At 72.7% G+C, this 24,361-nt stretch carries 24 protein-coding genes; 14 read left to right on the top strand and 10 right to left on the bottom strand.

All coding sequences use genetic code 11. The features are described from left to right. Positions 1-311 precede the first annotated feature (311 nt). The gene (locus WA762_RS35685; protein WP_443080570.1) at positions 312-1,055 is read left to right on the top strand and encodes an alcohol dehydrogenase catalytic domain-containing protein; all 744 of its coding nucleotides are present in this window, start codon (positions 312-314) and stop codon (positions 1,053-1,055) included. On the opposite strand, the gene WA762_RS11565 is transcribed toward WA762_RS35685, so the two are convergent. Both WA762_RS11565 and WA762_RS11570 read right to left on the bottom strand, forming a co-directional pair. Then, positions 959-1,720 (bottom strand): aminoglycoside adenylyltransferase family protein, encoded by a 762-nt coding sequence (locus WA762_RS11565; RefSeq protein ID WP_335935427.1) that lies wholly within the window; start codon positions 1,718-1,720, stop codon positions 959-961. The genes WA762_RS35685 and WA762_RS11565 overlap by 97 nt on opposite strands. 148 nt (positions 1,721-1,868) lie before the next feature. Beyond that, on the bottom strand, positions 1,869-2,795 hold the full coding sequence (locus WA762_RS11570) for a DMT family transporter (protein WP_335935570.1): 927 nt from the start codon (positions 2,793-2,795) through the stop codon (positions 1,869-1,871). 282 nt (positions 2,796-3,077) lie between these two features. Here WA762_RS11570 and WA762_RS11575 point away from each other — a divergent pair, with 282 nt between their 5' ends. Further along, positions 3,078-3,395: a saccharopine dehydrogenase family protein gene (locus WA762_RS11575; protein WP_335935428.1), complete on the top strand. Its 318-nt coding sequence runs from the start codon at positions 3,078-3,080 to the stop codon at positions 3,393-3,395. Positions 3,396-3,567: 172 nt separating this feature from the next. Here the strand turns inward: WA762_RS11575 and WA762_RS11580 are convergent, their stop codons facing one another. Beyond that, a complete protein-coding gene (locus WA762_RS11580; protein ID WP_335935429.1) occupies positions 3,568-4,356 on the bottom strand; it encodes a tetratricopeptide repeat protein in 789 nt (262 codons plus the stop codon). Positions 4,357-4,971: 615 nt separating this feature from the next. Here WA762_RS11580 and WA762_RS11590 point away from each other — a divergent pair. The 7 genes from WA762_RS11590 to WA762_RS11620 all read left to right on the top strand — a co-directional run bounded on the left by WA762_RS11590 (position 4,972) and on the right by WA762_RS11620 (position 11,346). Next, entirely contained in the window at positions 4,972-5,823 is an 852-nt protein-coding gene (locus WA762_RS11590) for a HipA family kinase (RefSeq protein WP_335935430.1), read from the top strand. Beyond that, a complete protein-coding gene (locus WA762_RS11595; protein WP_335935431.1) occupies positions 5,820-6,203 on the top strand; it encodes a DUF3037 domain-containing protein in 384 nt (127 codons plus the stop codon). The genes WA762_RS11590 and WA762_RS11595 overlap by 4 nt, the downstream gene beginning before the upstream one ends. 307 nt (positions 6,204-6,510) lie before the next feature. Further along, entirely contained in the window at positions 6,511-7,272 is a 762-nt protein-coding gene (fabG, locus tag WA762_RS11600; RefSeq protein ID WP_335935432.1) for a 3-oxoacyl-ACP reductase FabG, read from the top strand. Positions 7,273-7,292: 20 nt separating this feature from the next. Continuing rightward, positions 7,293-8,048, top strand: coding sequence for an SDR family oxidoreductase (locus tag WA762_RS11605; protein ID WP_335935433.1), 756 nt, complete (start codon positions 7,293-7,295; stop codon positions 8,046-8,048). Positions 8,049-8,166: 118 nt separating this feature from the next. Next, complete coding sequence (locus tag WA762_RS11610; RefSeq protein ID WP_335935434.1) at positions 8,167-9,747, top strand: ABC transporter substrate-binding protein; 1,581 nt, start codon at positions 8,167-8,169, stop codon at positions 9,745-9,747. Between the two features lie 87 nt (positions 9,748-9,834). Then, entirely contained in the window at positions 9,835-10,518 is a 684-nt protein-coding gene (locus WA762_RS11615; protein ID WP_335935435.1) for a uracil-DNA glycosylase, read from the top strand. Between the two features lie 342 nt (positions 10,519-10,860). Then, complete coding sequence (locus WA762_RS11620) at positions 10,861-11,346, top strand: hypothetical protein (protein WP_335935436.1); 486 nt, start codon at positions 10,861-10,863, stop codon at positions 11,344-11,346. Positions 11,347-11,394: 48 nt separating this feature from the next. Here the strand turns inward: WA762_RS11620 and WA762_RS11625 are convergent, their stop codons facing one another. Then, the gene (locus tag WA762_RS11625) at positions 11,395-11,847 is read right to left on the bottom strand and encodes a hypothetical protein (RefSeq protein ID WP_335935437.1); all 453 of its coding nucleotides are present in this window, start codon (positions 11,845-11,847) and stop codon (positions 11,395-11,397) included. Between the two features lie 338 nt (positions 11,848-12,185). On the opposite strand from WA762_RS11625, the gene WA762_RS11630 reads away from it, so the two are divergent. Beyond that, positions 12,186-13,085 (top strand): Gfo/Idh/MocA family protein, encoded by a 900-nt coding sequence (locus WA762_RS11630; RefSeq protein WP_335935438.1) that lies wholly within the window; start codon positions 12,186-12,188, stop codon positions 13,083-13,085. A 48-nt stretch (positions 13,086-13,133) separates the two neighbouring features. Here the strand turns inward: WA762_RS11630 and lnt are convergent, their stop codons facing one another. Continuing rightward, positions 13,134-14,813 (bottom strand): apolipoprotein N-acyltransferase, encoded by a 1,680-nt coding sequence (lnt, locus tag WA762_RS11635; RefSeq protein ID WP_335935439.1) that lies wholly within the window; start codon positions 14,811-14,813, stop codon positions 13,134-13,136. Between the two features lie 230 nt (positions 14,814-15,043). After that, positions 15,044-15,895 (bottom strand): universal stress protein, encoded by an 852-nt coding sequence (locus WA762_RS11640; RefSeq protein WP_335935440.1) that lies wholly within the window; start codon positions 15,893-15,895, stop codon positions 15,044-15,046. 395 nt (positions 15,896-16,290) lie between these two features. Here WA762_RS11640 and WA762_RS11645 point away from each other — a divergent pair, with 395 nt between their 5' ends. Beyond that, the gene (locus tag WA762_RS11645) at positions 16,291-16,545 is read left to right on the top strand and encodes a DUF1049 domain-containing protein (protein WP_335935441.1); all 255 of its coding nucleotides are present in this window, start codon (positions 16,291-16,293) and stop codon (positions 16,543-16,545) included. Positions 16,546-16,652: 107 nt separating this feature from the next. Here the strand turns inward: WA762_RS11645 and WA762_RS11650 are convergent, their stop codons facing one another. Both WA762_RS11650 and WA762_RS11655 read right to left on the bottom strand, forming a co-directional pair. Beyond that, complete coding sequence (locus WA762_RS11650) at positions 16,653-17,525, bottom strand: undecaprenyl-diphosphate phosphatase (protein ID WP_335935442.1); 873 nt, start codon at positions 17,523-17,525, stop codon at positions 16,653-16,655. Positions 17,526-17,759: 234 nt separating this feature from the next. Next, positions 17,760-18,470 (bottom strand): TVP38/TMEM64 family protein, encoded by a 711-nt coding sequence (locus WA762_RS11655; protein ID WP_335935443.1) that lies wholly within the window; start codon positions 18,468-18,470, stop codon positions 17,760-17,762. Between the two features lie 385 nt (positions 18,471-18,855). Here WA762_RS11655 and tuf point away from each other — a divergent pair, with 385 nt between their 5' ends. The 3 genes from tuf (at position 18,856) to WA762_RS11670 (ending at position 21,806) form a co-directional block, all read left to right on the top strand. Beyond that, the gene (gene tuf, locus WA762_RS11660) at positions 18,856-20,025 is read left to right on the top strand and encodes an elongation factor Tu (protein WP_335935444.1); all 1,170 of its coding nucleotides are present in this window, start codon (positions 18,856-18,858) and stop codon (positions 20,023-20,025) included. A gap of 67 nt (positions 20,026-20,092) precedes the next feature. After that, the gene (locus WA762_RS11665) at positions 20,093-20,938 is read left to right on the top strand and encodes a patatin-like phospholipase family protein (RefSeq protein WP_335935445.1); all 846 of its coding nucleotides are present in this window, start codon (positions 20,093-20,095) and stop codon (positions 20,936-20,938) included. Positions 20,939-20,960: 22 nt separating this feature from the next. Further along, positions 20,961-21,806 carry a spermidine synthase gene (locus WA762_RS11670; RefSeq protein WP_335935446.1) on the top strand — a complete coding sequence of 282 codons (846 nt, stop codon included), beginning with the start codon at positions 20,961-20,963 and terminating at the stop codon, positions 21,804-21,806. Here the strand turns inward: WA762_RS11670 and WA762_RS11675 are convergent. Then, positions 21,768-23,072 (bottom strand): MFS transporter, encoded by a 1,305-nt coding sequence (locus WA762_RS11675; RefSeq protein WP_335935447.1) that lies wholly within the window; start codon positions 23,070-23,072, stop codon positions 21,768-21,770. The genes WA762_RS11670 and WA762_RS11675 overlap by 39 nt on opposite strands. Before the next feature lie 88 nt (positions 23,073-23,160). Beyond that, on the bottom strand, positions 23,161-24,237 hold the full coding sequence (locus tag WA762_RS11680; protein ID WP_335935448.1) for a DUF8017 domain-containing protein: 1,077 nt from the start codon (positions 24,235-24,237) through the stop codon (positions 23,161-23,163). Positions 24,238-24,361: the final 124 nt, after the last annotated feature.

The following is a 24,361-nucleotide window of genomic DNA, read 5'->3' on the forward strand; positions in this document are numbered from 1 at the left end:
CCGGCCCCGGTCCGTGGACGGGGGCCGGCGCGTGGTTGCGTGCACAAAAACGCGGACAGCACCGCGGGTACGTACCCCTTGGAGCGCATTCGGCAGGGCACCATCGGCGTACCCAGCGACTTGACGATCTATAGGGGTTCCGGAGCCAAGCCGAGCCGGAACGGCTGAACTCGTCCGTGCGCAACCAGGGTGCATGCCGATGTCGGCGGGCATGTGCTCTGGCCGGCCGGGCATTGGCCGGGGGCGTGATGGCTGTTCGGGTGGTATCCGGCCGGGCGGGCGTCGGTGACCAGGTGTTCTGTCACCGTGTCATGCGGCTGGAGCGTGCCGCGCCCGGTGGGTTCCATGGACGTTCTACCGTGGCGGCACAGTGCCGTGTGCCGAGCCGGCGATCACTCTGCTCGCCTGAAGCGTTCGGCGCGACTCAGCAGTCGGCTCCGTGGGCGGCCCGCCCAAGACGTCGGTCGTTCGTCCGCGACGGCCAAGGTTCCGCGCGCCACGACACAGTGGTGCCTCATGGCAGCCACGACAGCCGGATCCGAACCGCTCTCCCCGCCACTCGTCGGTGCAGCAGTCTGACCGGAAGGCAGCAGTCCACCGTCGTCACGGCGCCGATTCCTGCCTGCGGCCCCGGGCAGGTGCTGGTCCGTATCCGTCGCGTCGGCGTGTGCGCCACCGAGTTGCCCATGTGGTGGGGAGGCCCCGCCGTTCGGCCCGTGGTCCTGGGGCGTGAGCCGGTGGGGGAAGTCGTGACGGTAGGAGCGGGAGTGACGGTCTGCGGAGTCGGAGGCACGGTTACCGGCCGGATCGCGCGCTCCTTCGCCCAATACGCCGTGGCGGACGCACTCGACACCGTCGTCGTACCGCCGGGTGTGTCCACCGACAGCGCGTTGGGCGAGCCTCCGGGCTGCGTTGTAGAGGCCCCACGGCGGACCCCTGTTGCCATCGGGGGAGTGGTTCATGTCTGCCGGCGCAGGTGGTGGATGCGGGTGAGTACGTCGTTCACGTGCGGGCGTACCTGGGTCTTCAACTCCTCGCTCCAGGCCTCGTTCTGATAGTGGCAGGTGAGGTACAAGTTCCTGGCATGCTCCAGGACGGGGCGGTGTTCCGGCGGAAGGCGGACCATGGCCCAGTCGGCGGCGGCGTCCTTGGTTTTGATCTCGCCCGTGGCGAGGGTGGTCCAGACGCGGGCGAGGGTCAGCAGGACGTTGCGGGTGTCGTCGTTCAGGTCGGCCATGAGCTCGGGGATTGCCTCGACGCTCGCCCGGACGAGGTCGGTGTGCGGCACCGGGGCCAGGAGTTCGGCGGGAGGCGGCCCGGTCAGGGGGTGGTCGCCCGCCAGGGTCACTGTGAGCGCCAGGGCCAGGTCCGGCATCGGGCCGGGCTGCGGAAGCCCGCCCGCCTGGAATTCGTCGCGCAGCCACTCACCGTAGAGGAAGTCTCCGATCGGCGGGAACCGCCAGGGACGGACCTCGGACTGGACGACTACAGTGAGTTCAACCGGCCGGACAGTGGGTGTGAGGCCGGAAATCTCCAGCAAGCCCTCGACGAGCGTCCGCCGCTCCCGCTCGTCGAGACTCCGCCGTGTGACGGCGAGGACGTCCAAGTCGCTGGCCGGGGCGAGACCCCCGAGCACGGCGGAGCCGTGGAGATACGTCCCCAGGAGGCCCGGCCCCATGACGCCGCGCACGAGGTCGACGGTCCGTTCGAGCTGATCCATCACACCAGTGTCGGACACGCCCGCCCACCGGCCCCCACAGGCCCCGCCCGCTCGACGACGCTCTCCCCGCCGAGGCCGGGCACGGCGGTGTGGTGCGCAAGGACTCTGTTCTCGCGCACCACCCGCGCCTTGCGTCACCTCATGGTGGTCAGGTCACGGCGTCCAGCCGGGACTCGGTGACCGCGAGGCCGGCGACGGCCGCGAGCAGGACCACGGTGCCCGTGACGGTGGCCGCGGTGAGCCGTTCGTCCAGGAACACAACGGCCAGAACGGCCGCGCTGACCGGTTCGAGGAGCATCACCACCGAAGCGGTGGCCGCTCGCAGGGCGGCGACCCCCGCGAAGTACAGCGGATAGGCGAGCGCCGTGGTGACCGCAGCGATGTACAGCATCAGCAGCGCCACCTCGGCCGGGCGAGCACTGTGCGGCACCAGGCCCTCGGCACGGGCGAGCGGCACCATCACGGCCGCACCGATCAGGAACGACCACACGGTGAGGGTGAAGGGATCCTCGCCGGCGCCGTGCCGCCCGGTCCACCGCCCCAGCACGTTGGAGACGGCGTAGCCACCGGCGGACAGCAGCGCCATCCCCACTCCCAAGGGGCGGACGACCCCCGGCTGGTTGCCCAGCACCAGAACGGTGAGTCCCACCAGCGCGCCCGCGACCGCCAGCAGCCCGCCGCGGCCGATGTGCTCGCCCAGGAACACGCGTCCCCCGGCGGCGGTGAACACCGGGGCGGCACCAAGTGTGACGATGGTGCCCACGGCCAGCCCCGTGTCCTGGACGGCAGCGAAATAGGCGGTCTGGAAGACCGCCAGCCCGACGCCGGTACCGGCAAGCAGCAGCACACGCCGACCGACCGGCCGTGGCGTCCGGCGAGTCCCGCGGGAGCGGCGCAGCGCCCAGACCGGCATCAGCAGCGCCGCGCCGGCCAGGAAGCGCCAGAACGAGATGGCCATGGGCCCCAGGTCACTGGATTGGTAGATGACATCGACGGCGGCCCCGGTCGTCCCCCAGGCGATTCCGGCGAAGCTCAGGAAGGCGAAACCGCGCCGTACTGAGCGTGGGGCGGTCAGGGCGGCAGAGGTCGTTGAAACAGCAGTTCTCGACACAGAAGATTCTCCAGACGGAGCGGATGATCGTGGTCTTCCGTGCGGGCACAACCCATCAGCGCGTCGCTGCCTGTGGCTGACGCGCTGATGTCGATGGCGACCCGCTCAGCGGGCCGGAGGCGCGAGAACTGCGATGCACATGCACCACACGCTACGCGACCCTCAGGCGGTCCCGGTGCCCTTCGCCGGAGGCCGTCCGTCACCGTGCGGACGGAGTGCGGCACGGTCGGCGCGGAGCTGGCACGGATGGCGGCTCGATCACGGCCGCCGGTGCTCACGGGCCGGACCGTGCAGCGCGGGCGGCCACTGGCGGACGAGACGGGCGCGGAGCTGCGCGCCTGGGACCTGGCGGACCCGGCGCCGTTCCGTTCGGGGGTCGGCGCGGTCGTCAGCGTGGTCAACGACCCGGACGACCGGGTCCTGCGCGCCGCGATTTACGGCGGGGTGCCGTTCGTGGACGTCACCCGCTGGACCACGCCCACGCAACGCGCCGCCACCATCGCGGCGCTGGCGCGCCCGACCGCACCGGTACTGCCGTCCTCCGCATGGATGGGCGGTTCGTGACCAGCCTCGTCGCAGCCTCTCCAGGTGACCGGCTCGGCGGCGCGGACACGGTCGACGTGGCCATCCGCTGGGACCTTGCCGACCGGGCGGTCGCGGACTCGGTGGAGTTCATGGACCGCCTCGGACTGGTCACCGTTGGGCGTCCGGGCGTGGCGGTCCCGGGAAGCGGACGTCAGGGGCCGTGGCGCCGACGGCGCAGGAGGACGAGGTTCTCGGCGGCTTCCGCATCGCCTGCCGCGGCGGCCCGGCCGTACCAGTGTTCCGCGCCGTCGAGGTCTCCCCGCTCGCGCAGAAGGTTCCCGAGGTTGAACATGGCATCCGAGTACTCTGCCCCGGCTGCCTTCCGGTACCAGGTCTCCGCTTCCTCCAGGTCACCGCGCCCGTAGGCGAGGAGGCCCAGGGAGAACGCTCCGCCGGGGTGTCCGGCCTCGGCGCTGGCCCGACTCCATCGTTCGTTCTCGGTCAGGTCGCCGCGTTCAGCCGCGAGGTGGGCGAGGTTGTACATGGCCGACGCGTCGCCTTCCTCGGCGGCGCGCAGCAGTTGCCGATGGCCGGCGTCGTCGCCTTGACCGATCAGGAACAGGGCGTAGTCGTTGGCAGCTCCGGGCACTCCGGCCTCGACGGCGCGCCGGAAATGGAGCGAGGCCTTCTCTGTGTCACCGAGTGCCTGGTGGAGATCGGCAAGGCGGTAGGCCGCCAGATCGTCGCCCGCCTCCAATGCCTTCGTCCACCATGACAGCGCCTGGGGCACGTCTCGCTCGAGCAGGCCCAGGTCGCCGAGTTCGAGCATGGCCCGTGCCTCCCCCCGTGCCGCTGCGGCGCGCAGCACCGGCTCCGGCCGCTCGGGTATGGGAACGGGCGGCTCAGCGGTCGCCACTCCCGTGAGCTGACGCACCTGTCGCCGCGTCAACCACTGGCGGCCTGCCCACAGGGCGATGACCAGAAGCAGCCCCAGGTACACCGGCCATCCCTGCATGTCGCGGCCCTTCCCCTCAGCAGTGGCTCCCGTGAGGCCACCCGTCGTCGCCCTCATGCTTCCCTGGTCCCGTGGACCGCATGTACCGGCGCGGCCGGTGACGTCGTCCGGGGGCGCCAGGACGACGTCATCGAGGGCGGGGGGTGTGAGGGGTTCGTGGCCGGCGACCCGCTTGACGCGGCTCGCGACCAGGTGAGTCCAGTCGGCACAGGTCGCCCCGAGGCGGGCGCTGGGTCGGCTGTCCGACGAGAGCCATCGGCTGCTTGGCGGTCGGGACCAGCGGCTCACCGTCGCCATCGGGCCGATCAGCAGAGGTGGAGCTGCCATGGGGGAAGCCGGAGGGTCCGTCGTGACCCCGGCCCGGTGGCTCGGACACTCCTCACCGACGATCACCCTCGGTTACTATGCTCACTTCATGCCGGAAGCCGGCAGCAAGGGGCGCGGCACCATCGACGGTCTGCTCCGGGAGCGGGGAGAACGGCTCGCCGGCCGAAGCTCCCCGGAATTCTCCCCGATACCGTCGACCGGTGATTCCTGCCGCTGCGCCCCGGAGAAGTCGTCCGTGGATTGCAAGGCTGAAGAGATGGGTGGCCTGGGAAAGTGTTGGAAGAGGTCGTAGCGACCCGCTATGTCACGCCTTTGCGTGAGGGCGGCTCGCTCCCCGGGATCGTCGAGGCCGATGACCTCGGCACGTATGTCATGAAATTCACCGGTGCCGGACAGGGCCGCAAGACACTTGTCGCCGAGGTCGTCTGCGGGCAGCTCGCCCGCAGGCTCGGGCTGCGCGTTCCCGAACTCGTGCGGATCCAGCTCGACCCCGTCATCGGACTCGCCGAGCCCGACCAGGAGGTGCAGGAACTCCTCAAGGCCAGCGGCGGACTGAACCTCGGGATGGACTTCCTGCCCGGGGCTATAGGCTTCGACGCCCTCGCCTACGAGGTGGACCCCGGGGAAGCCGGACGGGTCGTCTGGTTCGACGCGCTGATCAACAACGTCGACCGGTCCTGGCGGAACCCGAACATGCTGGTCTGGCACGGCGACCTGTGGCTCATCGATCACGGCGCCACCATGATCTGGCATCACAACTGGCCCGGCGCCCAGGCGTCCGCCGCCAAGCCGTACAACGCCTCGGACCACGCGCTGGCCCCGTTCGCCCCCGACATCGCGGCGGCCGCCGCCGAACTCGCGCCGCTGGTCACCGAGGAACTGCTCACCGAGGTCACGGCCGACGTCCCCGACGAGTGGCTGGTGGACGAACCGGGCTTCGGCTCCACGGACGAACTGCGCCGCGCCTATGTGGAGGCGCTCCTCCCGCGCGCCGCCACCATCCACGAGCGGATCACGATGGACGCGCCCGCACCGGTCAGGCCCTCCCAGGCGCCCGGCTGGCTGACCGGGGGCAACCCCTGGCCGCACCCCACCCAGAAGAACGACGAGGACGGCCACCGGTGAGCGAGCGCGATGTCTTCGAGTACGCCCTGCTGCGGGTGGTGCCACGGGTGCAGCGCGGCGAGTGCTTCAACGCCGGGGTGGTCGTCTACTGCCGGGCGCGGAGCTTCGTCGCCGCCCGTACGCACCTCGACGAGGCCAAGCTGAGGGCGCTGGACCCGGACGCCGACGTGGTCGGGGTGCGCGCCGCCCTGCACGCCGTCGAGGGCGTCTGCCTGGGCGGCGCGGACGCCGGGCAGGCGGCCGGCGACGACGCGGGCCGCCGCTTCCGCTGGCTGATCGCGCCGCGCTCCACCGTGATCCAGCCGGGGCCCGTGCACAGCGGTCTCACGGCCGACCCGGAGGCCGAGGTCGAGCGGCTGCTCGATCTGCTGGTGCGCTGAGCCTCCCGGGGGCCCGGCCGCGCGCCCCCTGCGCCCGGTGGATTCGGAGCCCCGGGGCGTGTGTCGTGTCCGCCGGGCCCGGGGGCCCCGGGGCCCGCCCGTCTCGTTCGCGCGGGGTCTCCGGATGTGACATGCGCTCCCGTGGCCGTGGGCCGTTGACACCGGGTGCCAGGGCTTCTAGCGTCTCGTCTGCTGAAGGTACTAAGCGGTCGCTCAGTCTGCGGGGTGTCCGGTGCGGCGCGAGGGTTCCGGGCCGGGCCGCCCCGACGTCCGCTGAGCGGCGATCCGAGGGCGAGGAGAACCAAGCATGTCCACCACCGAGCAGCGTGTCGCCATCGTGACCGGAGCGGCGCGGGGCATCGGCGCCGCCACCGCGGTCCGGCTGGCGGCCGAGGGCCGGGCCGTCGCCGTACTCGACCTGGACGAGGCCGCCTGCGGGGACACCGTCGAGAAGATCACCGCCGCCGGGGGCACCGCGCTCGCGGTCGGCTGCGACGTGTCGGACGGCGCCCAGGTGGAGGCCGCGGTCGCGCGGGTCGCCGCCGAACTCGGGGCTCCGACGATCCTCGTCAACAACGCGGGCGTGCTCCGCGACAACCTGCTCTTCAAGATGTCCGAATCCGACTGGGACACCGTGATGAACGTGCACCTCAAGGGCGCGTTCCTGATGGCCAAGGCCGTTCAGAAGCACATGGTGGACGCCGGGTTCGGCCGGATCGTCTCGCTGTCCTCCTCCTCGGCGCTCGGCAACCGGGGCCAGGCCAACTACGCAGCCGTCAAGGCCGGTCTGCAGGGCTTCACCAAGACGCTCGCCAAGGAACTCGGCAAGTTCGGCATCACCGCCAACGCCGTCGCGCCCGGATTCATCGTCACCGAGATGACCGCGCAGACCGCCGCCCGGATCGGCATGGGCTTCGAGGAGTTCCAGGCCGCGGCCGCCACCCAGATCCCGGTCCAGCGCGTCGGGCGCCCGGAGGACGTCGCGGGCGCCATCGCCTTCTTCGCCGGCGACGACGCCGGATTCATTTCCGGCCAGGTCCTGTACGTCGCCGGCGGACCCCTCAACTGACGCGGGAGACCGAGGACATCATGACGGTACGGGACAGCGGCAAGATCGCACTCATCACGGGCGGCAGCCGGGGGATCGGCTACGGCATCGCGGAGGCGTTCGTCGCCCGCGGCGACCGGGTGTGCATCACCGGGCGCGGCGAGGACGCGCTCCAGGAGGCCGTCGAGCGGCTCGGCGTCGACCGGGCCATCGGCGTGGCGGGCAAGGCGCACGACGCGGCCCATCGCACGGCGGCCGTCGAACGCGTGATGGACGCGTTCGGCCGGATCGACTACCTCGTCAACAACGCCGGGACCAACCCGGTTTTCGGCCCCATCGCGGACCTCGACCTCGACGTCGCCCGCAAGGTCTTCGAGACGAACGTGGTCTCGGCGCTGGGGTTCGCCCAGCTGACCTGGAAGGCGTGGCAGAAGGAGAACGGCGGGGCGATCGTCAACATCGCCTCGATCGCGGGGGTCTCGGCGTCGCCGTTCATCGGCGCGTACGGCATGAGCAAGGCCGCGATGGTCAACCTGACTCTCCAGCTGGCGCACGAGTTCGCGCCGGCCGTCCGGGTCAACGCGATCGCCCCCGCGGTCGTGAAGACGAAGTTCGCCCAGGCGCTCTACGAGGGCCGTGAGGCGGAGGCGGCGGCGGCCTATCCGCTCGGCCGGCTCGGGGTCCCCGAGGACATCGGCGGCGCGGCGGCCTTCCTCACGTCGGAGCAGTCCGGCTGGATCACGGGGCAGACCCTGGTCGTCGACGGCGGGATGTTCCTGAACGCCGGAGTGGGCTGAGGCCGGCCTGGGCGGATTTCGCCGCCCTTGGCTCAAGTGCCCTGCCGGGCCTGCGAATTGACCCGGCAGGGCGCTGCGGTAGGGTCTGCCGTCCCATGGCTGATCGAGGAGCGTTCACGTGTTCTACCGGGCCAGTAAACAGGCTGCTGCAGTTCTTGTCTCCCTTACCCTGCTGGCGGGCTGCGGCCTTCTGTCCGACAGCGGCTCGAAGGTGGAACAGAAGATAGTCGTCGGCACGACCAGTGAGCCCTCCACACTCGATCCTGCGGCCGCGTGGGACAACTCCTGGGAGCTGATGCGGAACGTCTTCCAGACCCTGGTCAGCTTTCCCACCGGCAGCACCCGGCCCGAGCCCGACGCCGCGGAATCGTGCAGATTCACCGACACCAGCAGCACGGCCTACCGGTGCAAACTCCGCAAGGGGCTGAAATTCTCCAACGGCGACGTGCTCGACGCCGAGGCGGTGAAGTACTCCATCGACCGGATATCGGCCATCAAGGTCAAGGGCGGCCCCGTCGGCATGCTCGGTTCCCTCGACCGGGTCGAGACCAAGGGCGACGACATCGTCGTCTTCCATCTCAACAAGCCGGACGCGACCTTCCCGTTCATTCTCGCCACGCCCGCCATGTCGCTGGTGGCGCCGAGCGACTATTCGAAGTACAAGATCCGGGACGACGGCAAGATCACCGGGTCGGGCCCCTATCTCCTGGACTCGTACAAGCCGGGAAACCGGGCCGAACTCGTGCGGAATCCGGATTACAAGGGTTTCGCCGACCGGAAGAACGACACCGTGACCATCCGGTACTACAAGGATTCCGCTCCGGTGGTCGCGGCGCTGAGGAAGAGCGAGATCGACGTGATCTACCGCGGTCTCACGGCCGACGACGTGGTCGGCATGGAGGACGGCAAGGGCGAGAACAGCAAGCTGAAGATCGTCGAGTCGGTCGGCGCCGACATCCGGTTCCTGGTGTTCAACCCGAAGGACCCCGACGCCGGGAACGTGGCCGTCCGGCGGGCCGTCGCCCAGCTCGTCGACCGCGACGCGCTCGTGGCCGAGGTCTACCGGGGCACCGCCGAACCGCTGTACTCCATGGTCCCCAAGGGCATCGCGGGCCACACCACCAGCTACTTCGACGCCTACGGCGACCCGGACCGGGCGAAGGCCGCGCAGATCCTGGCCAGGGCGGGCGTCACCAAGCCGGTCGAGCTGACCTTCTGGTACACCACCGACCGCTACGGCTCCTCCACGGCCGCCGAGTTCGCCGAGCTGAAGCGCCAGCTGGAAGCCTCCGGGCTGTTCCGCATCACGCTGAGGAGCAAGCCCTGGAAGGAGTTCCAGGAGGGCTTCACCAAGGGCGAGTACCCCGTCTTCGGCCGCGGCTGGTTCCCGGACTTCCCGGACCCGGACAACTTCATCGCCCCCTTCGTGGGCAAGGACAGCATCACCGGCATGCCCTACACGAAGAACGAGATCACCCAGCGGCTGCTGCCGGAGACCCGCAAGCAGAGCGACCGGGGCGCGGTCAGCAAGCAGTTCGAGCGGGCCCAGCGGATCCTGGTCGAGGACGTCCGGCTGCTGCCGCTGTGGCAGGGCAAGCTGTACGTCGCCTCCGGCGAGGACATCGGGGGCGGCGAGCGGGCCCTCGACCCGCAGGTGGTCATGCAGATGTGGGAGCTGTACCGCAAGGCCAGCTGGTAGTCCCGCGAGGGCTCGCGCGGCCCGTTGTCAGTGGTCCCCGGTAGGTTCTCGGGTGAAGAACGTATTACTTACCGGAGGGTTGTTGACGTGACCGACACCGACCTGCTGCCCGAGTCCTGGCGCGATGTCCTCGGCGAGGAGCTGGAGAAGCCCTACTTCAAGGAGCTCACCGAGTTCGTCGAGGAGGAACGGGCCAAGGGGCCGGTCTACCCGCCGCGCGAGCAGGTGTTCGCCGCGCTGGAGGCCACGCCGTACGACAAGGTGAAGGTCCTCGTCCTCGGCCAGGACCCGTACCACGGGGAGGGTCAGGGGCACGGGCTGTGCTTCTCCGTGCGGCCGGGAGTGAAGACGCCCCCGTCCCTGCGGAACATCTACAAGGAGATGAAGGAGGAGCTCGGCCTGCCGATCCCGGACAACGGCTATCTGATGCCGTGGGCCGAGCAGGGCGTGCTCCTGCTGAACGCGGTGCTGACGGTGCGCGCGGGCGAGGCCAACTCGCACAAGGGCAAGGGCTGGGAGAAGTTCACCGACGCGGTGATCCGCGCGGTCGCCTCCCGCCCCGACCCGGCGGTCTTCGTGCTCTGGGGCAACTACGCCCAGAAGAAGCTGCCGTTGATCGACGAGACGCGGCATGTGGTGGTGAAGGGCGCGCACCCGTCACCGCTGTCCGCCAAGAAGTTCTTCGGCTCCCGCCCGTTCACGCAGATCAACGAGGCGATCGCGGCCCAGGGACACGAGGCCGTCGACTGGCGCATCCCCGACCTGGGCTGACGCCCACGACCGGGCCGGGCCGGCCGGCCGCCGAAGGGCGTCCGCCCGGCGGGGCCCCGGCTCCGCCGCTCGCGTCGGACGGACCTGGACGCGCGGGCCCCGGCCCGGCTGCTGCCCGTCCCGGACCGGGGCCACGTGCTGTCCGGGCGCGGCCTCGGCCGGTACCGGGCCCGGGGCGTACGGGCCCGCCGTGTCGCCGGGGGAGTTCCGCGTACGGTCCGGGCGTGCGAAAACGCGTCGGCGCGCCACGCACCGCACCGGACGTCGCGCGCTGTTGTGCGAAGATCCGCCGACAGGGCCCAGCGTCGACCGGGAACGGGCGAACAGGACAAGGAGGCCGCGGTGACCGAGCAACGGGAGGCGTCGGCGGACGCCGTCATGACCAGGATCGGCCAGGCGATCATGCTGCTGCACGGCGGTGACCGGGAGGAGGCCCGCAACCGCTTCCGCGAACTCTGGTCGGAGATCGGGGAGCACGGCGACGCCCTGCACCGGTGCACCCTCGCCCACTACATGGCCGACACCCAGGACGACCCCGGTGACGAGCTCGCCTGGGACCTCAGGGCCCTGACGGCCGCCGACAGCCTGACCGACGAGCGGATGGCGCGCCATTCCGACTCCCTCGCGGTACAAGTCCTGTATCCGTCGCTCCACCTCAACCTGGCTGCCGACTACGTGAAGCTCCAGCGGCCCGACGAGGCCCGGACCCACCTCGACCGGGCACGCGCCGCCTCCGGGGTGCTCGCGCAGGACGGCGCGGACGACGGGTACGGGGGCGGCATCCGCGCCGCGATCGCCCGGCTGGAACGGAGACTGCGGGAGAAGTGAGCGGGGCGCCGGTCCGGACCGGCGCCCCGCCCGTCGTTCCCGGCCCGGTCAGCGGCCGTAGGTCTCGTCGCAGATGCGGGACTGCGGACTGCCGGCCGGCCACTGCCCGTACCCGCGCCCCAGCGAGCAGACGTCCCGCCCGGTGACCGGCTTCGGCAGGACCGGAACGGGCACGGACACCACGGGAGGGATGCGCCGGGTACGGGGGCGCTCCGCGCCGGAACGGCTCCACTGCCGGGGCGGGTGCGGCGCGGCACGGCGGGCGTCCGGCGACGAGCCGTGCGCCGGAGCGGACGAGGCGGCGGACGGACCGGCGCCGGGCTCGACGGCCAGGCTGTCGTGGACCGGCGGCCGCGCGATCTGCGGCGCCAGGTCCGGGGACGGTCTGGTGTGCCCGGATTGGGGAGGAACGCCCTGCTGGGGCGTCACGGACACACAGCCGGACAGCGTCGTGACCGCCACACCGACCAGCAGCTTCACGGTGGTTGTGATTCGTTGCACCCGATCAACTCTGCTGTGCCGAACCGCCGTCGAGTGAGCCGGGAAGCCGGGATTGGCCCGCACGAGTGACTCCGGTCGGCGCAACGCCCGCCTCCAGGCTGACGGATTCACCCGCGCCGGAGCCTCGTTCCGTCCGGTGGTTCGCCGGCCGTGCGGTCCGGCGTGCCGCCGTCCTCCTCCGAGGACGTCGCGGACCGGCGGCCGCCGTCGCACACGTATGCTGCCGGGACGAGGCACGGGCGCAGCCGGCCGGGGCGGGCGGGCCCATCGGCCGGAAGCCGCGCCGCCCGGCGCCGTACACGGACCGGCCGGCACCGAACGACGAAGAGGGAGACCCCGTGAAGGTCGGCTGCATCGGGCTCGGCGACATCGCGCAGAAGGCGTATCTGCCGGTGCTGACCACGCTTCCCGGAGTCGAACTGCATCTGCACACCCGCACCCCGGCCACCCTGGCCGCGGTCGCCGGGACCCACCGGATCCCGGCCCGGCAGTGCCACGCGGACCTCGGCTCCCTGCTCGCCGAGGGGCTGGACGCGGCGTTCGTGCACGCGCCCACCGCCGTGCACCCGGAGATCGTGAGCCGGCTGCTGGAGGCCGGCGTCGCCACGTATACCGACAAGCCGCTGGCCTATGAACTGGCCGACTCCGAAAGGCTGGTGGGTCTCGCCGAAGAACGCGGGACGAGCCTCGCGGTCGGCTTCAACCGCCGCCTCGCACCCGGCTACGCGCAGTGCGCCGAACACCCGCGTGAACTGATCCTCATGCAGAAGAACCGGGTCGGCCTGCCCGCGGACCCCCGCACCATCGTGCTCGACGACTTCATCCACGTCGTCGACACCCTGCGCTTCCTGGTCCCCGGGACGATCGACCGCACCGTCACGCACGCCAGGATCGTCGACGGGCTGATGCACCACGTCGTCCTCCAGCTGTCCGGCGAGGGATTCACCGCCGTCGGCACGATGAACCGGCTCAGCGGCTCGACCGAGGAACGGCTGGAGGTCTCGGGCCAGGACGCCAAGCGCGAGGTCGTCAACCTCGCGGAGGTGATCGACCACAAGGGGCAGCCGACCGTGCGGCGGCGGGGCGACTGGGTCCCGGTGGCCCGTCAGCGCGGCGTCGAGCAGAGCGTCCTGTCGTTCCTGGACGCGGTAAGGGCCGGGTCGGTGCTCAGCGCCCGGGACGCCCTGCGGACGCACGAACTGTGCGAACGCGTCCTGCGCGACCTGGACTGCGCCTGACCGCCCGCCGCCCACGACGCCTCTGCGGACTCACCGCCTCGCCTCGCCTCACCGCGCCTCGTCGCGTCGTGCCCGCGGTCCCTCCGGCTCCGGCCGCTCCAGCCGTTCCCGGCCGCTTCGGGCGCGCGCCCGTACGGCCCGGGCGCCCGCGACGGCGCAGAACCCGGCCGCCACCGCCACCGCTCCCTCCACCGGCCAGTCGCCCCACCGCGTGTAGAGCGTGCTCCCGGACGCCAGCGGTACCTCGAAGACCTCGGTGCCGCGGGTGTCCGTACCCAGCGGCGCTCCGATCCGCTCGCCCCGAGGGTCGTACGCCGCGCTGACGCCGGTGAGCGTGGCGTGCACCACCGGGCGGCCGTTCTCGGCGGCCCGCAGCGCCCCCAGCGCGGCATGCTGCTCGGGCGCCCAGCTGTGCTGGAACGTCGAGGTCGACGACTGGACGACCAGCAGTTGCGCACCGTCCCGGGTCAGCCGCCGGCTCATGTCGGGGAAGGCGGACTCGAAGCAGATCAGCGGCCCGAACCGCAGCCCCCGCCCGCCGACTGCGCCGGGCAGCCGCATCGTCACCGGGTGGGTGCCCCGCAGCCGGTCCTCACCCGCCGCACGGCCCACGGACGTGGCCCAGCCGAGCACCCGGCGGGCCGGGACGTACTCACCGAACGGCACCAGCCGCATCTTGTCGTAACGGTCCCCGGTCAGGCCGTGCGGGCCCACCAGCATCGCGGACTTGTAAATGCCCGTCCGGCCCGAACCGCCGGTCTGCCGGGCGTCCGCGTTGATCAGCACGTCCGCGCCCACCCGCCGCGACAGCGCCGCGATCCGGGCCGTGACGTCCGGACGAACGGCCGGGTCCACACCCACGCTGCTCTCGCCCCACACGACCAGATCGAGGTCGCGTCCCGCCAGTGACGCGGTCAGCCGTTCACCGGACGCGAGCCGCCGCTCGACACTGCGCGGACCCGTGAAGACGCCGGGCTGCACCACGGCGATCCGGGCCACACCCGCCGGATGCGGCCCCGGCGCCCACAGCGCCAGCGCCCCCGTCGACAGGGCGCACACCGCGAGCCCCGCGACACCGACCGCCCGCGCCGTGCCGGCCGCATGGCCCTCATCGACCCGCCGTCCCGCGCCGGCCGTGCGCCCGGCACGGGACACGCACAGCAGCGCCACGGCGGTGTTCACGGCGACCACCAGAAGGCTCACCAGCCACACACCGCCGACGGACGCCACGCGGAGCACCGGGGCCACCTGCCACTGGCTCGCCCCGAGCAGCCCCCACGGACCGCCGAGCCCCTGCCAGGAACGGACCGTCTCGATCAGCAGCCAGACGCACGGCACCACGACGACGGCGGCCGAGGCCGAGGCGGCGGACACCCTGCCGCGGAGCAGCCGGAACACCACCAGCCCCCAGGGCGCCCACAGCAGCCCGAGCAGGGCCGCCAGGATCACCAGGAACACGTGCAGGCTCGGCAGCAACCAGTGATGCACGGCGATCAGGAACCCCGTACCGCCGAGCCAGCCGTCGAGCGCGGCGCGGCGCCCCGTGCCGGCGGACCGGATGAGCAGCAGCCAGGGCACCAGGGCCGCATAGGCGAACCACCACAGGGAGGGGGCGGGGAACGCGAGCGCGGGCAGCGCGCCCGCCAGCAGCGCCAGACCCGCGCGCCACGGACCGGACCGCGGCACCATCCGCTCGTGCCGCCCGCGCCGACCGGCCGGAACCCGCATGCCGCGCCTCCTCGCCCCGCCTGGTCAGCAGTCTCGCCCTGGCCAACCCGTTCCGCAGTTCTTCCCCGGCGCGGGGACGGGAAAGCGCGTGGAGCGGCCCGGCTCCGGAAGGCCCGGGAATCGCGGGCGCCCCGGGCCGGGACGCCTGACCGGCGGGGCGCCGGGTCTGCCCGGCCGGGCCGGCCGACGGACGCCCCGGCCACCGCGGACACCGCGCCGGGGACGCGTGATCAGCAGGGCACCACGGCCACCGGGCCGAGCGCGTGGCTGAGCGTGGTCTGGGCGACGGGGGAGAGGCCGAGCCCGAGGGACTCGCCGCCCCTGCGCCGGCCGACCACGGTCAGCGCGGCGGTGGCCGAGGCCGTCACCAGCGCACGCGAGGCCGATCCGCCGATCGGTTCCCTGACGACCTCGACCTCCGGGTACTTCTCCCGCCGGCCCGCGGTGAGCTCGGCGAGGGTCCGCTCGGCCGCGGCCGCCGCCGCGTCCCGGTCGAAGACGGGGCCGCCGGAGATCATCGAGGAGAACATCGTCCAGCCGTGCACGATCCGCAGCCGCGCCCCCGGCCGGGAGGCGGCCGCGGCGAAGGCGAAGTCCAGCACCGCCCCGCTGCTCTCGTCGGCGGCCACGCCCGCGACGACGTCCTGGAAGGCCTCGCCCGGCTCCTCCTCGGGCGGCGCCCCGTGCACGACGACCACGGGACACTTGGCCATCGAGGCGACCGCCATGCTGTCGGAGCCGAGCAGCAGCGACCGGAAGCCGCCCAGCCCGCGCGACCCGACGACCACCAGCGACGCGTCACGGCTGAGCGAGGTGAGCGCCGCCGCGGGGAAGTCCATCGGAGTGAGCGTCGTCGGATGCAGCCCCGGAGCGATCTCGGAGACCCTCCGCACGCATTCGGTCAGCAGCTCCTCCGCCTCGCGCCGCCGCGTCTCCTGGACGGATTCCGGGGCGGGCGTGCGGGCATGCGCGACGACCAGGGGGAGCCCCCGGCGGACGGCCTCGCGGGCGGCCCAGTCCAGGGCCTCGCGGCTGTGCGTCGAGCCGTCGACGGCTGCGATCACGGGGGGCGCGGTGGTCATGATTCCCTCCAAGTTCCCTGTTACCTCCGATATGCGGGGGTATGGGGTCCAGGCTGGTACGCGTGATCGCCGCGCGGCAGGGACTTTCGGCCCCATCTGGCCCGCGGGGGCCGGGACCTTTCCCCGTCGCCGTACGGCACGGCCCCGTGCCGGGCGTCCCGCAGCGGGTCCGGGCCCCCGCGACGGCTCCGTTACCCATGCCGGATCCCATGACCACGCCCGTCCGAGCGCGTCCGACTTCGGCCGAACCCGAGCGAACCGGAACAAAACCGAAGGGGCCTGGCCGGGCCGGAACGGTCCGGAGCGAGTCGGAGCGACCCTGAGCGGAACCGTACAGGACGGAGCGGAAGCGACTTGTCGAGGTCAAATGCCGCGAATGGCTTGATACTGGGACCATGACACGGAAGACGTCCCCCTCGCACGCCCCGGCGACGCTCTCCGTCAAGGGCCGGGACATCCGGATCCGCACCCTCGGGATCGTGGCGCTGACGGCGGTCGCGATCTGGTTCATCGCCGTGAACACCGTGTCGGTGGCCGTCCGGCTGTGGATTCCGGTCGTCGTCCTGCCGCTCTGGGCGGTGCTGACCGTCACGCTGCTGGCCGGGCTGGCCCTGGGCGGGCTCGTCGTCCGTCGCCGCGCCAGGCGCTGACGTGCCCGACAGGGCTCGGCGGCTCGGGACGCCCCGGCGGTACGCGGCCCGGGCCGGAGACCGCGCCCCGGCCCCCGGCCCGGTCGAACGGCTCCGGGGCGGCCGGGCTATCCGGCGGACTCGCCCGCGTGCGGGCTGAGGACCCCCGCCGCGACCAGGGCGAACAGCACCACGCCGAGCAGCACCCGGTAGACGACGAACGGCATGAAGCTCTTGGTCGTGATGAACTTCATGAACCAGGCGATGACGGCGTACCCCACGCCGAACGCGATGACCGTCGCGAAGATCGTCGGACCCCAGGACACATGCCCCTCGCCCGCGTCCTTCAGCTCGAAGACGCCCGAGGCCAGCACCGCCGGAATCGCCAGCAGGAACGAGTAGCGGGCGGCGGCCTCGCGGGTGTAGCCCATCAGCAGACCGCCGCTGATGGTGGCGCCGGACCGGGAGACGCCCGGGACCAGTGCCATCGCCTGGCAGAAGCCGAAGATCAGGCCGTCCTTGATCCCCAGTTCCCGCAGCGTCTTGCGCTGCTTGCTGGCCCGGTGCCGTCCGCCCGCCTCGTCCCGGGCGGCCAGGCGGTCGGCGAAGCCGAGGACGATCCCCATCACGATCAGCGTGGTGGCGGTCAGCCGCAGATCGCGGAACGGGCCCTCGATCTGGTCCTTGAGCGTCACGCCGAGCACGCCGATGGGGATGGAGCCCACGATGACCAGCCAGCCCATCTGGGCGTCGTGGTCGCCGCGCATCGACCGGTCCACCAGCGAACGGGACCAGGCCGAGAGGATCCGGGCGATGTCCTTGCGGAAGTAGATGAGCACCGCCGCCTCCGTGCCGATCTGAGTGATGGCGGTGAACGCCGCACCGGGGTCGTGCCACCCGGCGAACGCCGCGGTCAGCCGCAGATGCGCGCTGGAGGAGATCGGCAGGAACTCGGTCAGTCCCTGAACGAGGCCCAGGACGAACGATTCGAACCAGCTCATGGGGCTTAGGCCATCCCGGAGGTGATCATGCATCGGCCGACGGGCATGGCTGCCGTCGGAAACATGCGGATTTGCGGTCAGATGAGGGCAAGGTCGTGCCAGGCCCGGATATCTTCGGTCGGTCGCGGGCAGGGTACCGTCCCCGGATGAACGGGAGGATGCGCACCCCCGCGGCGGGGGCTCCCCGGGAGCGCCCGGGGACGGCCCGGCCGGGCCGCTTTCCCGCGCCGCGGGTCAGTCTCCCCGGAGGCGGTGCCGCCTGCGCCAGGCCACCACGCCCGCGCCGACCGCGGTGAGCACGATGAAGGCCGACGCCGCGAGGAACGCGGGCGACGCCGGTGAGGCCGCCTCGCTGCCCGCGACGACGTACGCGGCGGTGTTCGGCACCGATCCCAGCCCGGTCGCCGCCAGGAACGCCGGACACCCCATGCGCGAGACCGCCGCGCAGTAGTTGGCCGCCGCGAACGGCACACCGGGGAACAGCCGCAGCGCCAGCATCGAGCGGAAGCCGTGCCGGCTGAGCTGACCGTCCGCCGCCGTCAGCCAGCGCCCCCGCAGCAGCGTGCGGAGCGCGTCCCGGCCGAGCAGCCTGCCCAGGACGAACGAGACGCCCGCTCCCAGCACCGTGCCCGCCAGCGCCGCGGCCAGCCCGGTCTGCGAGCCGAACAGCGCACCGGCCGCGAGATTGAGCAGCGGCCGCGGCGCGAAGGCCACCGTGCACGCCCCGTACGCGAAGGCGAACAGCACCACCGCGGCGCCCCCGCCGTGCCGGGCCGGCCATCCGGCGGTGAGCAGCCGCTGCGGTTCGAACAGCAGCATCGCCGCAGCCGCGGCCAGCAGTACCACCACCAGCAGGGAGAACCGGGACCAGGGCGAGAGCAGCGCCCTCGTGCAGCGCACGGCGAGGCCGTCGGCGGGCCGGGCGGCGGGGACGGGGTCGAGCATGCGGGGAGACTAGCCGACCCCCGGGCGAGGACCGCGCGACACGGACGGCGCCCGGCCGGCGGCCCCGGCCCGGACGGCCCAACTCCCGTGGACGGAGCGACCGTCGCGGCGGAAAACCATTCGACGCCGCCGCGGGTCCCCGGCCATCATCGGGTCCATGGTCCGGTACGCCTTCCCCGCAGCGCCGTCCGCAGTCGCGGACGCGCCGAAGGCTGCCGTGAACCCGGTCGTCGCGGCGGCAGCCGTCGCGGCGCCCGTCGCAGCCGCGGCTCCCTTCGACGGCGCCCGAAGCTGACCCTCCCCCGACAGACCGGCGGACCCCGCAAGGGGAGGGTCGGCAGGACCCAGGGGTCTTCTCCCAGCTTCGCATCCCGAGGAAAGAGCCATGTCCAAGACGGCGTACGTACGCACCAAGCCGCATCTCAACATCGGCACCATGGGTCACGTCGACCACGGCAAGACCACGCTCACCGCCGCCATCACCAAGGTCCTCAGCGACCGCGGAACCGGAACCTTCGTCCCGTTCGACCGGATCGACCGGGCGCCGGAGGAGAGCCGGCGCGGCATCACCATCAACATCGCGCACGTCGAGTACGAGACCGACACCCGCCACTACGCCCATGTCGACATGCCCGGGCACGCCGACTACGTCAAGAACATGGTCACCGGAGCCGCCCAGCTCGACGGCGCGATCCTCGTCGTCTCCGCGCTCGACGGAATCATGCCGCAGACCGCGGAGCACGTCCTGCTGGCCCGTCAGGTGGGCGTCGACCACATCGTCGTCGCCCTCAACAAGGCGGACGCGGGCGACCCCGAACTGACCGACCTGGTCGAGCTGGAGGTCCGCGAACTGCTCACCGCGCAGGGCTACGGCGGCGACTCCGTCCCCGTCGTACGCGTGTCGGGCCTGAAGGCGCTGGAGGGGGACCCGCGCTGGACCTCGGCGATCGAGGCGCTGCTGGACGCGGTGGACACCTATGTGCCGATGCCGGTGCGCTACACGGACGCGCCGTTCCTGCTGCCGGTGGAGAACGTCCTGACCATCACGGGGCGCGGCACGGTCGTCACCGGGGCCGTCGAGCGCGGCACGGTACGGGTCGGCGACCGGGTGGCGGTGCTGGGCCCGGACGCGGAGACGGTCGTCACGGGCCTGGAGACCTTCGGCAAGCCCATGGAGTCCGCCCAGGCGGGCGACAACGTGGCCCTGCTGCTGCGCGGGATGGAGCGCGACCGGGTGCGGCGCGGTCACATCGTCGCGGCGCCCGGCAGCGTGACGCCGAGCCGTCGCTTCACGGCCCAGGTGTACGTCCTGACGGCCCGTGAGGGCGGCCGGAGCACCCCGGTCGCCACCGGCTACCGGCCGCAGTTCTACATCCGCACCGCGGACGTCGTCGGCGACATCGACCTCGGCGCGGCGGCGGTCGCCCGCCCCGGGGACACGATCGACCTGACCGTCGAACTGGGCCGTGACGTACCGCTGGAGACCGGACTCGGCTTCGCGATCCGCGAGGGCGGCCGCACCGTCGGCGCGGGCACCGTCACCGCGGTCCTCTGAGCCCGCCGGGGCCCGTCCCCCTCACCCCGGGGGAGACGGGCCCCGTGCCGTGGGCGAGACTGACGGCATGACGGATACAGCACTGGTCCTCGGTGCGGGCGGTGTCACCGGCGGCGCCTGGGAGACCGGCATCCTGCACGGGCTCGCGGAGGCGGGCACGGACCTGAGCACCGCCGGTCCGATCATCGGGAGTTCGGCCGGCGCGGTGGTCGGCGCGCAACTGGCCTCCGGGGTGCTCGGCCTCCCGGAACTGTACGAGCTCCAGTTCGAAGACCCGCGGAGCACGGTCGGCGGGCGGCTGGGCGCGACGGCCCTGCTGCGCTACGCGGGGGCCATGCTGTCCGCCCGCACGCCCGAGGCGTACGGCCGCAAGCTGGCCGCGATCGCCCGGCGGACCCGGCTCGGCGTCACGGCCGGGGAGCGGCGGGCGGCGATCGCGGACCGTCTTCCGTCGTCCGACTGGCCCGGACGCCCCCTGCGCGTCACCGCGGTCGACGCGATCACCGGCGAACTCCACGTGTTCGACGCGGACGGCGGGGTGCCGCTGGTGGACGCCGTCGCCGCGAGCTGCGCCGTCCCGGCGGTCTGGCCCGTCGCCACCGCCGGCGGGCGTTCCTGGATCGACGGCGGGGTGCACTCGCCGGCCAACGCCCATCTCGCCGAGGGCTGCGGACGCGTCGTCGTCATCGCCCCGGTGGCGAGCGGCACCAAAATGATCGCCTCCCCCCACGCGCAGGCCGCCCGGCTCGCCGCGAAGGGCGCCCGCGTGGCGGTCATCACCCCGGACCGGGCGGCGAAGCGGGCCCTCGGGGGCAACCCGCTCGACCCGGCCCGCAGGGCCGCGGCGGCCCGTGCCGGACTGGCCCAGGCGGCGGCGCACGCCGACGCCGTCGCCGCGGTCGTGGGCAGCTGATCCGGCACCCCACAATGGGAGGGTGAACGAGCCGATACCCGTCATCCGCGACGTCGACCAGGGCACCGCCAGACTCCTCCCCGACGTGGACCGGGACCGGGCCTGGCTGCTCACCGTCGACGGCGCGCCCCAGTCGTACGTCGACCTCGACGCACCGGAGCACCTGGAGTTCGAGTACGTCCGGCGGCTCGCCCACGTCGTGGACCGGGCCGGGGCGCCGGGCGCGCCGCTGGACGTGCTCCACCTCGGCGGCGGGGCGCTCACCCTGCCCCGCTACGTCGCCGCGACCAGGCCCGGATCCCGGCAGGACGTCGCCGAGGCCGACCTCGGGCTCCTCGCCCTGGTCGCCGAACACCTCCCGGTGCCCGACGGCGCGGGGATCACCGTGCACGGCGCCGACGCCCGCGATCTGCTGGAACGCACCCGGCCCGGCTCCGTCGACGTACTGATCGGGGACGTCTTCGGCGGTTCCCGGGTGCCCGCGCACCTCACCACCGTCGAATACGCGCGGGCCGTGCGCCGCGCGCTGCGCGACGGCGGAGTCTACGCCGCCAACCTCGCCGACGGCGCGCCCTTCGACTTCCTCCGCCCCCAACTGGCCACTCTCGGGGCCGTTTTCGAGGAAGTCGTCCTGATCGCGGAGCCCGCGGTGCTGCGCGGCCGGCGCTTCGGCAACGCCGTGCTCGTGGCCTCCTCCCGGCCCGTCGACATCGCGGCGCTGACCCGCGACTGCGCCGCCGACGTCTTTCCCGCCCGGGTCGAACACGGTCCGGCCCTGGCCCGGTTCACGGGGGCGGCGCGGCCGGTCGGGGACGCCGAGGCGGTCGCCTCACCCGAGCCGCCCGACGGGGCCTTCGGCATCGGCTGAGACCGGGACCGGCGTCCCGCGTCCGCCGGTGGCGGTGGCACGGGTCAGCCGGCGTACCTCGGGCACCGTCAGCACGGCGGCCGTGACCAGCACGATCAGCGCCGCGCAGCCCCACAGCGCCCGGCTGCGCCCGACCAGCGACTCCACCGGACCGGCGAGCGCGGTGGCGACCGGCATCATCGCCACCGAGCCGAACCAGTCGTAGGCCGAGACCCGGGACAGCTTCTCCTCCGGGATCTCCTGGTGCATGGTCGTCATCCACGAGACTCCGAACACCTCGATGGCGGCGCCGCTGACGAACATCACCACACAGAGGCCGGCCGCCGGCAGCGGCACCGCGAGCGCCGCCGACGGCAGGGCCAGCGGGAAGACGCAGAGCGTGCCGGCCAGCAGCATCCGCCGGGGCTTCCAGCGGGTCATCAGCAGCGCCCCGCCCAGCGTGCCGGCCCCGAAGGCGGCGAGCGCGAACCCCCACGGCCGGGCGCCGCCCAGTTCGTCCCGGGCCACCAGCGGCCCGTACACCGATTCGGCGGCCCCCACCGCGGCGACCACCACGGAGAACTGCGCCACGATGCTCCACAGCCAGGGGCGGCCGGTGAACTCGCGCCAGCCGTCCCGCAGATCGGCCAGCAGACCGCCGCCCGGCTCGCGGGCGGGGATGTGGCCGACGTCCAGGAAGGCGCGCAGCGCCCCCGCCACCGCGAAGGCCGCGGCATCGACGGCCAGCACCCAGCCCGGGTCCATCGCCGCGATCATGGCACCGCCGAGGGCGGCTCCGCCGATCGTCGCCCCCTGCATGGCCATCCGGAAGAGGGCGAAGGCCCGGCTCGCCTGCTCCTGGTCGACGCTCGACATCAGCATGCCCTCGGCCGCCGGGTTGAAGAACGCCTGCCCGGTCCCGCACAGGGCCGTGAGCGCCATCATCTGCCACAGCTCCGGGTCACCGGCCAGGACCAGCCAGGCGAAGGCGGCCTGCGAGGCGCAGTTCAGGGCGTTCGCCGCCACCATCACCCGGTGGCGCGGCAGCCGGTCCGCGATCGCCCCGCCGACGAGCAGGAACAGCACCAGCGGCGCCACCCTGGCGGCGGCCACCAGACCGACGTCGCCGCCGTCGCCGCCGGCCTGGAGGACGGCGAACGCCGCCGCGATCAGCGCGCCGTGGTTGCCCAGGCCCGTGATGATCGCGGCCACGGTCAGCAGACGGTAGTTGCGGCCGGAACGGCGCGCGGGGAGTTCGGGGGCCTCGGGGGCGGAGACGGCGGTCACCACGGGACTATCGCCGCCGCGGCCGCGTCGCGCCAACCGATTATCCCGCTCGGCCTGTTCCGGCCGTCCCCGGTGACCAGGCCGGTCGTCAGGAGGACGGGGCGGTGTCCACCAGGCGCACGGTGCTGAGGATCTTCTCGATCGTGCTGTCCGGGAGCGCGCCGTCGACGTGATCGGCCCCGTACAGGACCCAGGACGCGAACTCGCCGTTCTTGTTCTTGAAGGTGAAGGCGATCGTCTTGCCGTCGCTGTCGCACTTCTTGCGCTTGGTGACGCCGGGGGCGGTTGCGGTGACGACCTGGCCGGTCAGCCCCGACTTGGTGGTGTACTGCCGGGCCGGGGTGAACTTGATGGTGCTCTGCGGCATGTGCTGCGCATACGCGGCCCATGCCCAGGTGCCGGCCTCGCTGTGGGCGTTCTTGGCGGCGTCGGTGGCGCCCTGGGCGCCCCGGGTGCCGGCGCTGGCCAGGCTGGAGGTCTCCTCGGTGCCGTCCTTGTCGGAGTCGTCCACGCACCACCGCTTCTGGAAGTGGGCCGGCGCGGAGAATCCGATCAGCGGCGATTTGTCGCCCTTCTTCTCGTCCTCGAAGTACGAGAACGTGCCGGGCGACGCGACCTCCCAGTCCCCGGGCACGTCGAACTGCGTGCCCCACTTGGGGTTGGTGACCACCTTCCAGCCCGCGATGAGGGGCTTGGCGTCCTCGCCGCCGCGCGGGTTCGCCTCCGGGGCGGCGTCGGACGCGGACGGGGCGGCGGGCGCCGTGGTCTTCTTGTCGTCGGCGACGTTCTCGCTCCTGTCGCCGTCCTTGTTCAGCACGACGACACCGGTGACCGCGGCCGCCACCACCACGGCCGAGGCCGCGACGATCGCCACGACGGTGGTCTTCTTCCTGTCGCCGTCCGGCTTCGGAGGCTCGGGCGGACCGGGCACCGCGTGCTGCGAAACGGTCGGCTGCTGGTACGGGTTCGGCTGCGGGTAGCCGGGCTGCTGCCGGCCCTGCTGCGGGTACCCCGGCTGCTGCCCGGGCTGCCCGTACTGGCCGGGCTGCTGATATCCCGGCTGCTGATAGGGATTCGGCTGCTGGTACCCCGGCTGCTGGTACGGGTTCTGGTTCTGGTCCTGCGGGTTCTGCTCGCCCCCGGGCGGCTGCTGTCCTGGCCACATGGCGAGTAACGATAGAGGGACACCGCCCGGCCGGGCACGCCCGCCCCCGTGAGCGGACGGTGGAGGAACGGGAGGGGCGGGGGAGGGGAATGGTCGCGGGGCGCGGGTCGGGGGATGGCGACAA

The organism is Streptomyces tyrfis (assembly GCF_037034285.1).
GTDB lineage: Bacteria > Actinomycetota > Actinomycetes > Streptomycetales > Streptomycetaceae > Streptomyces.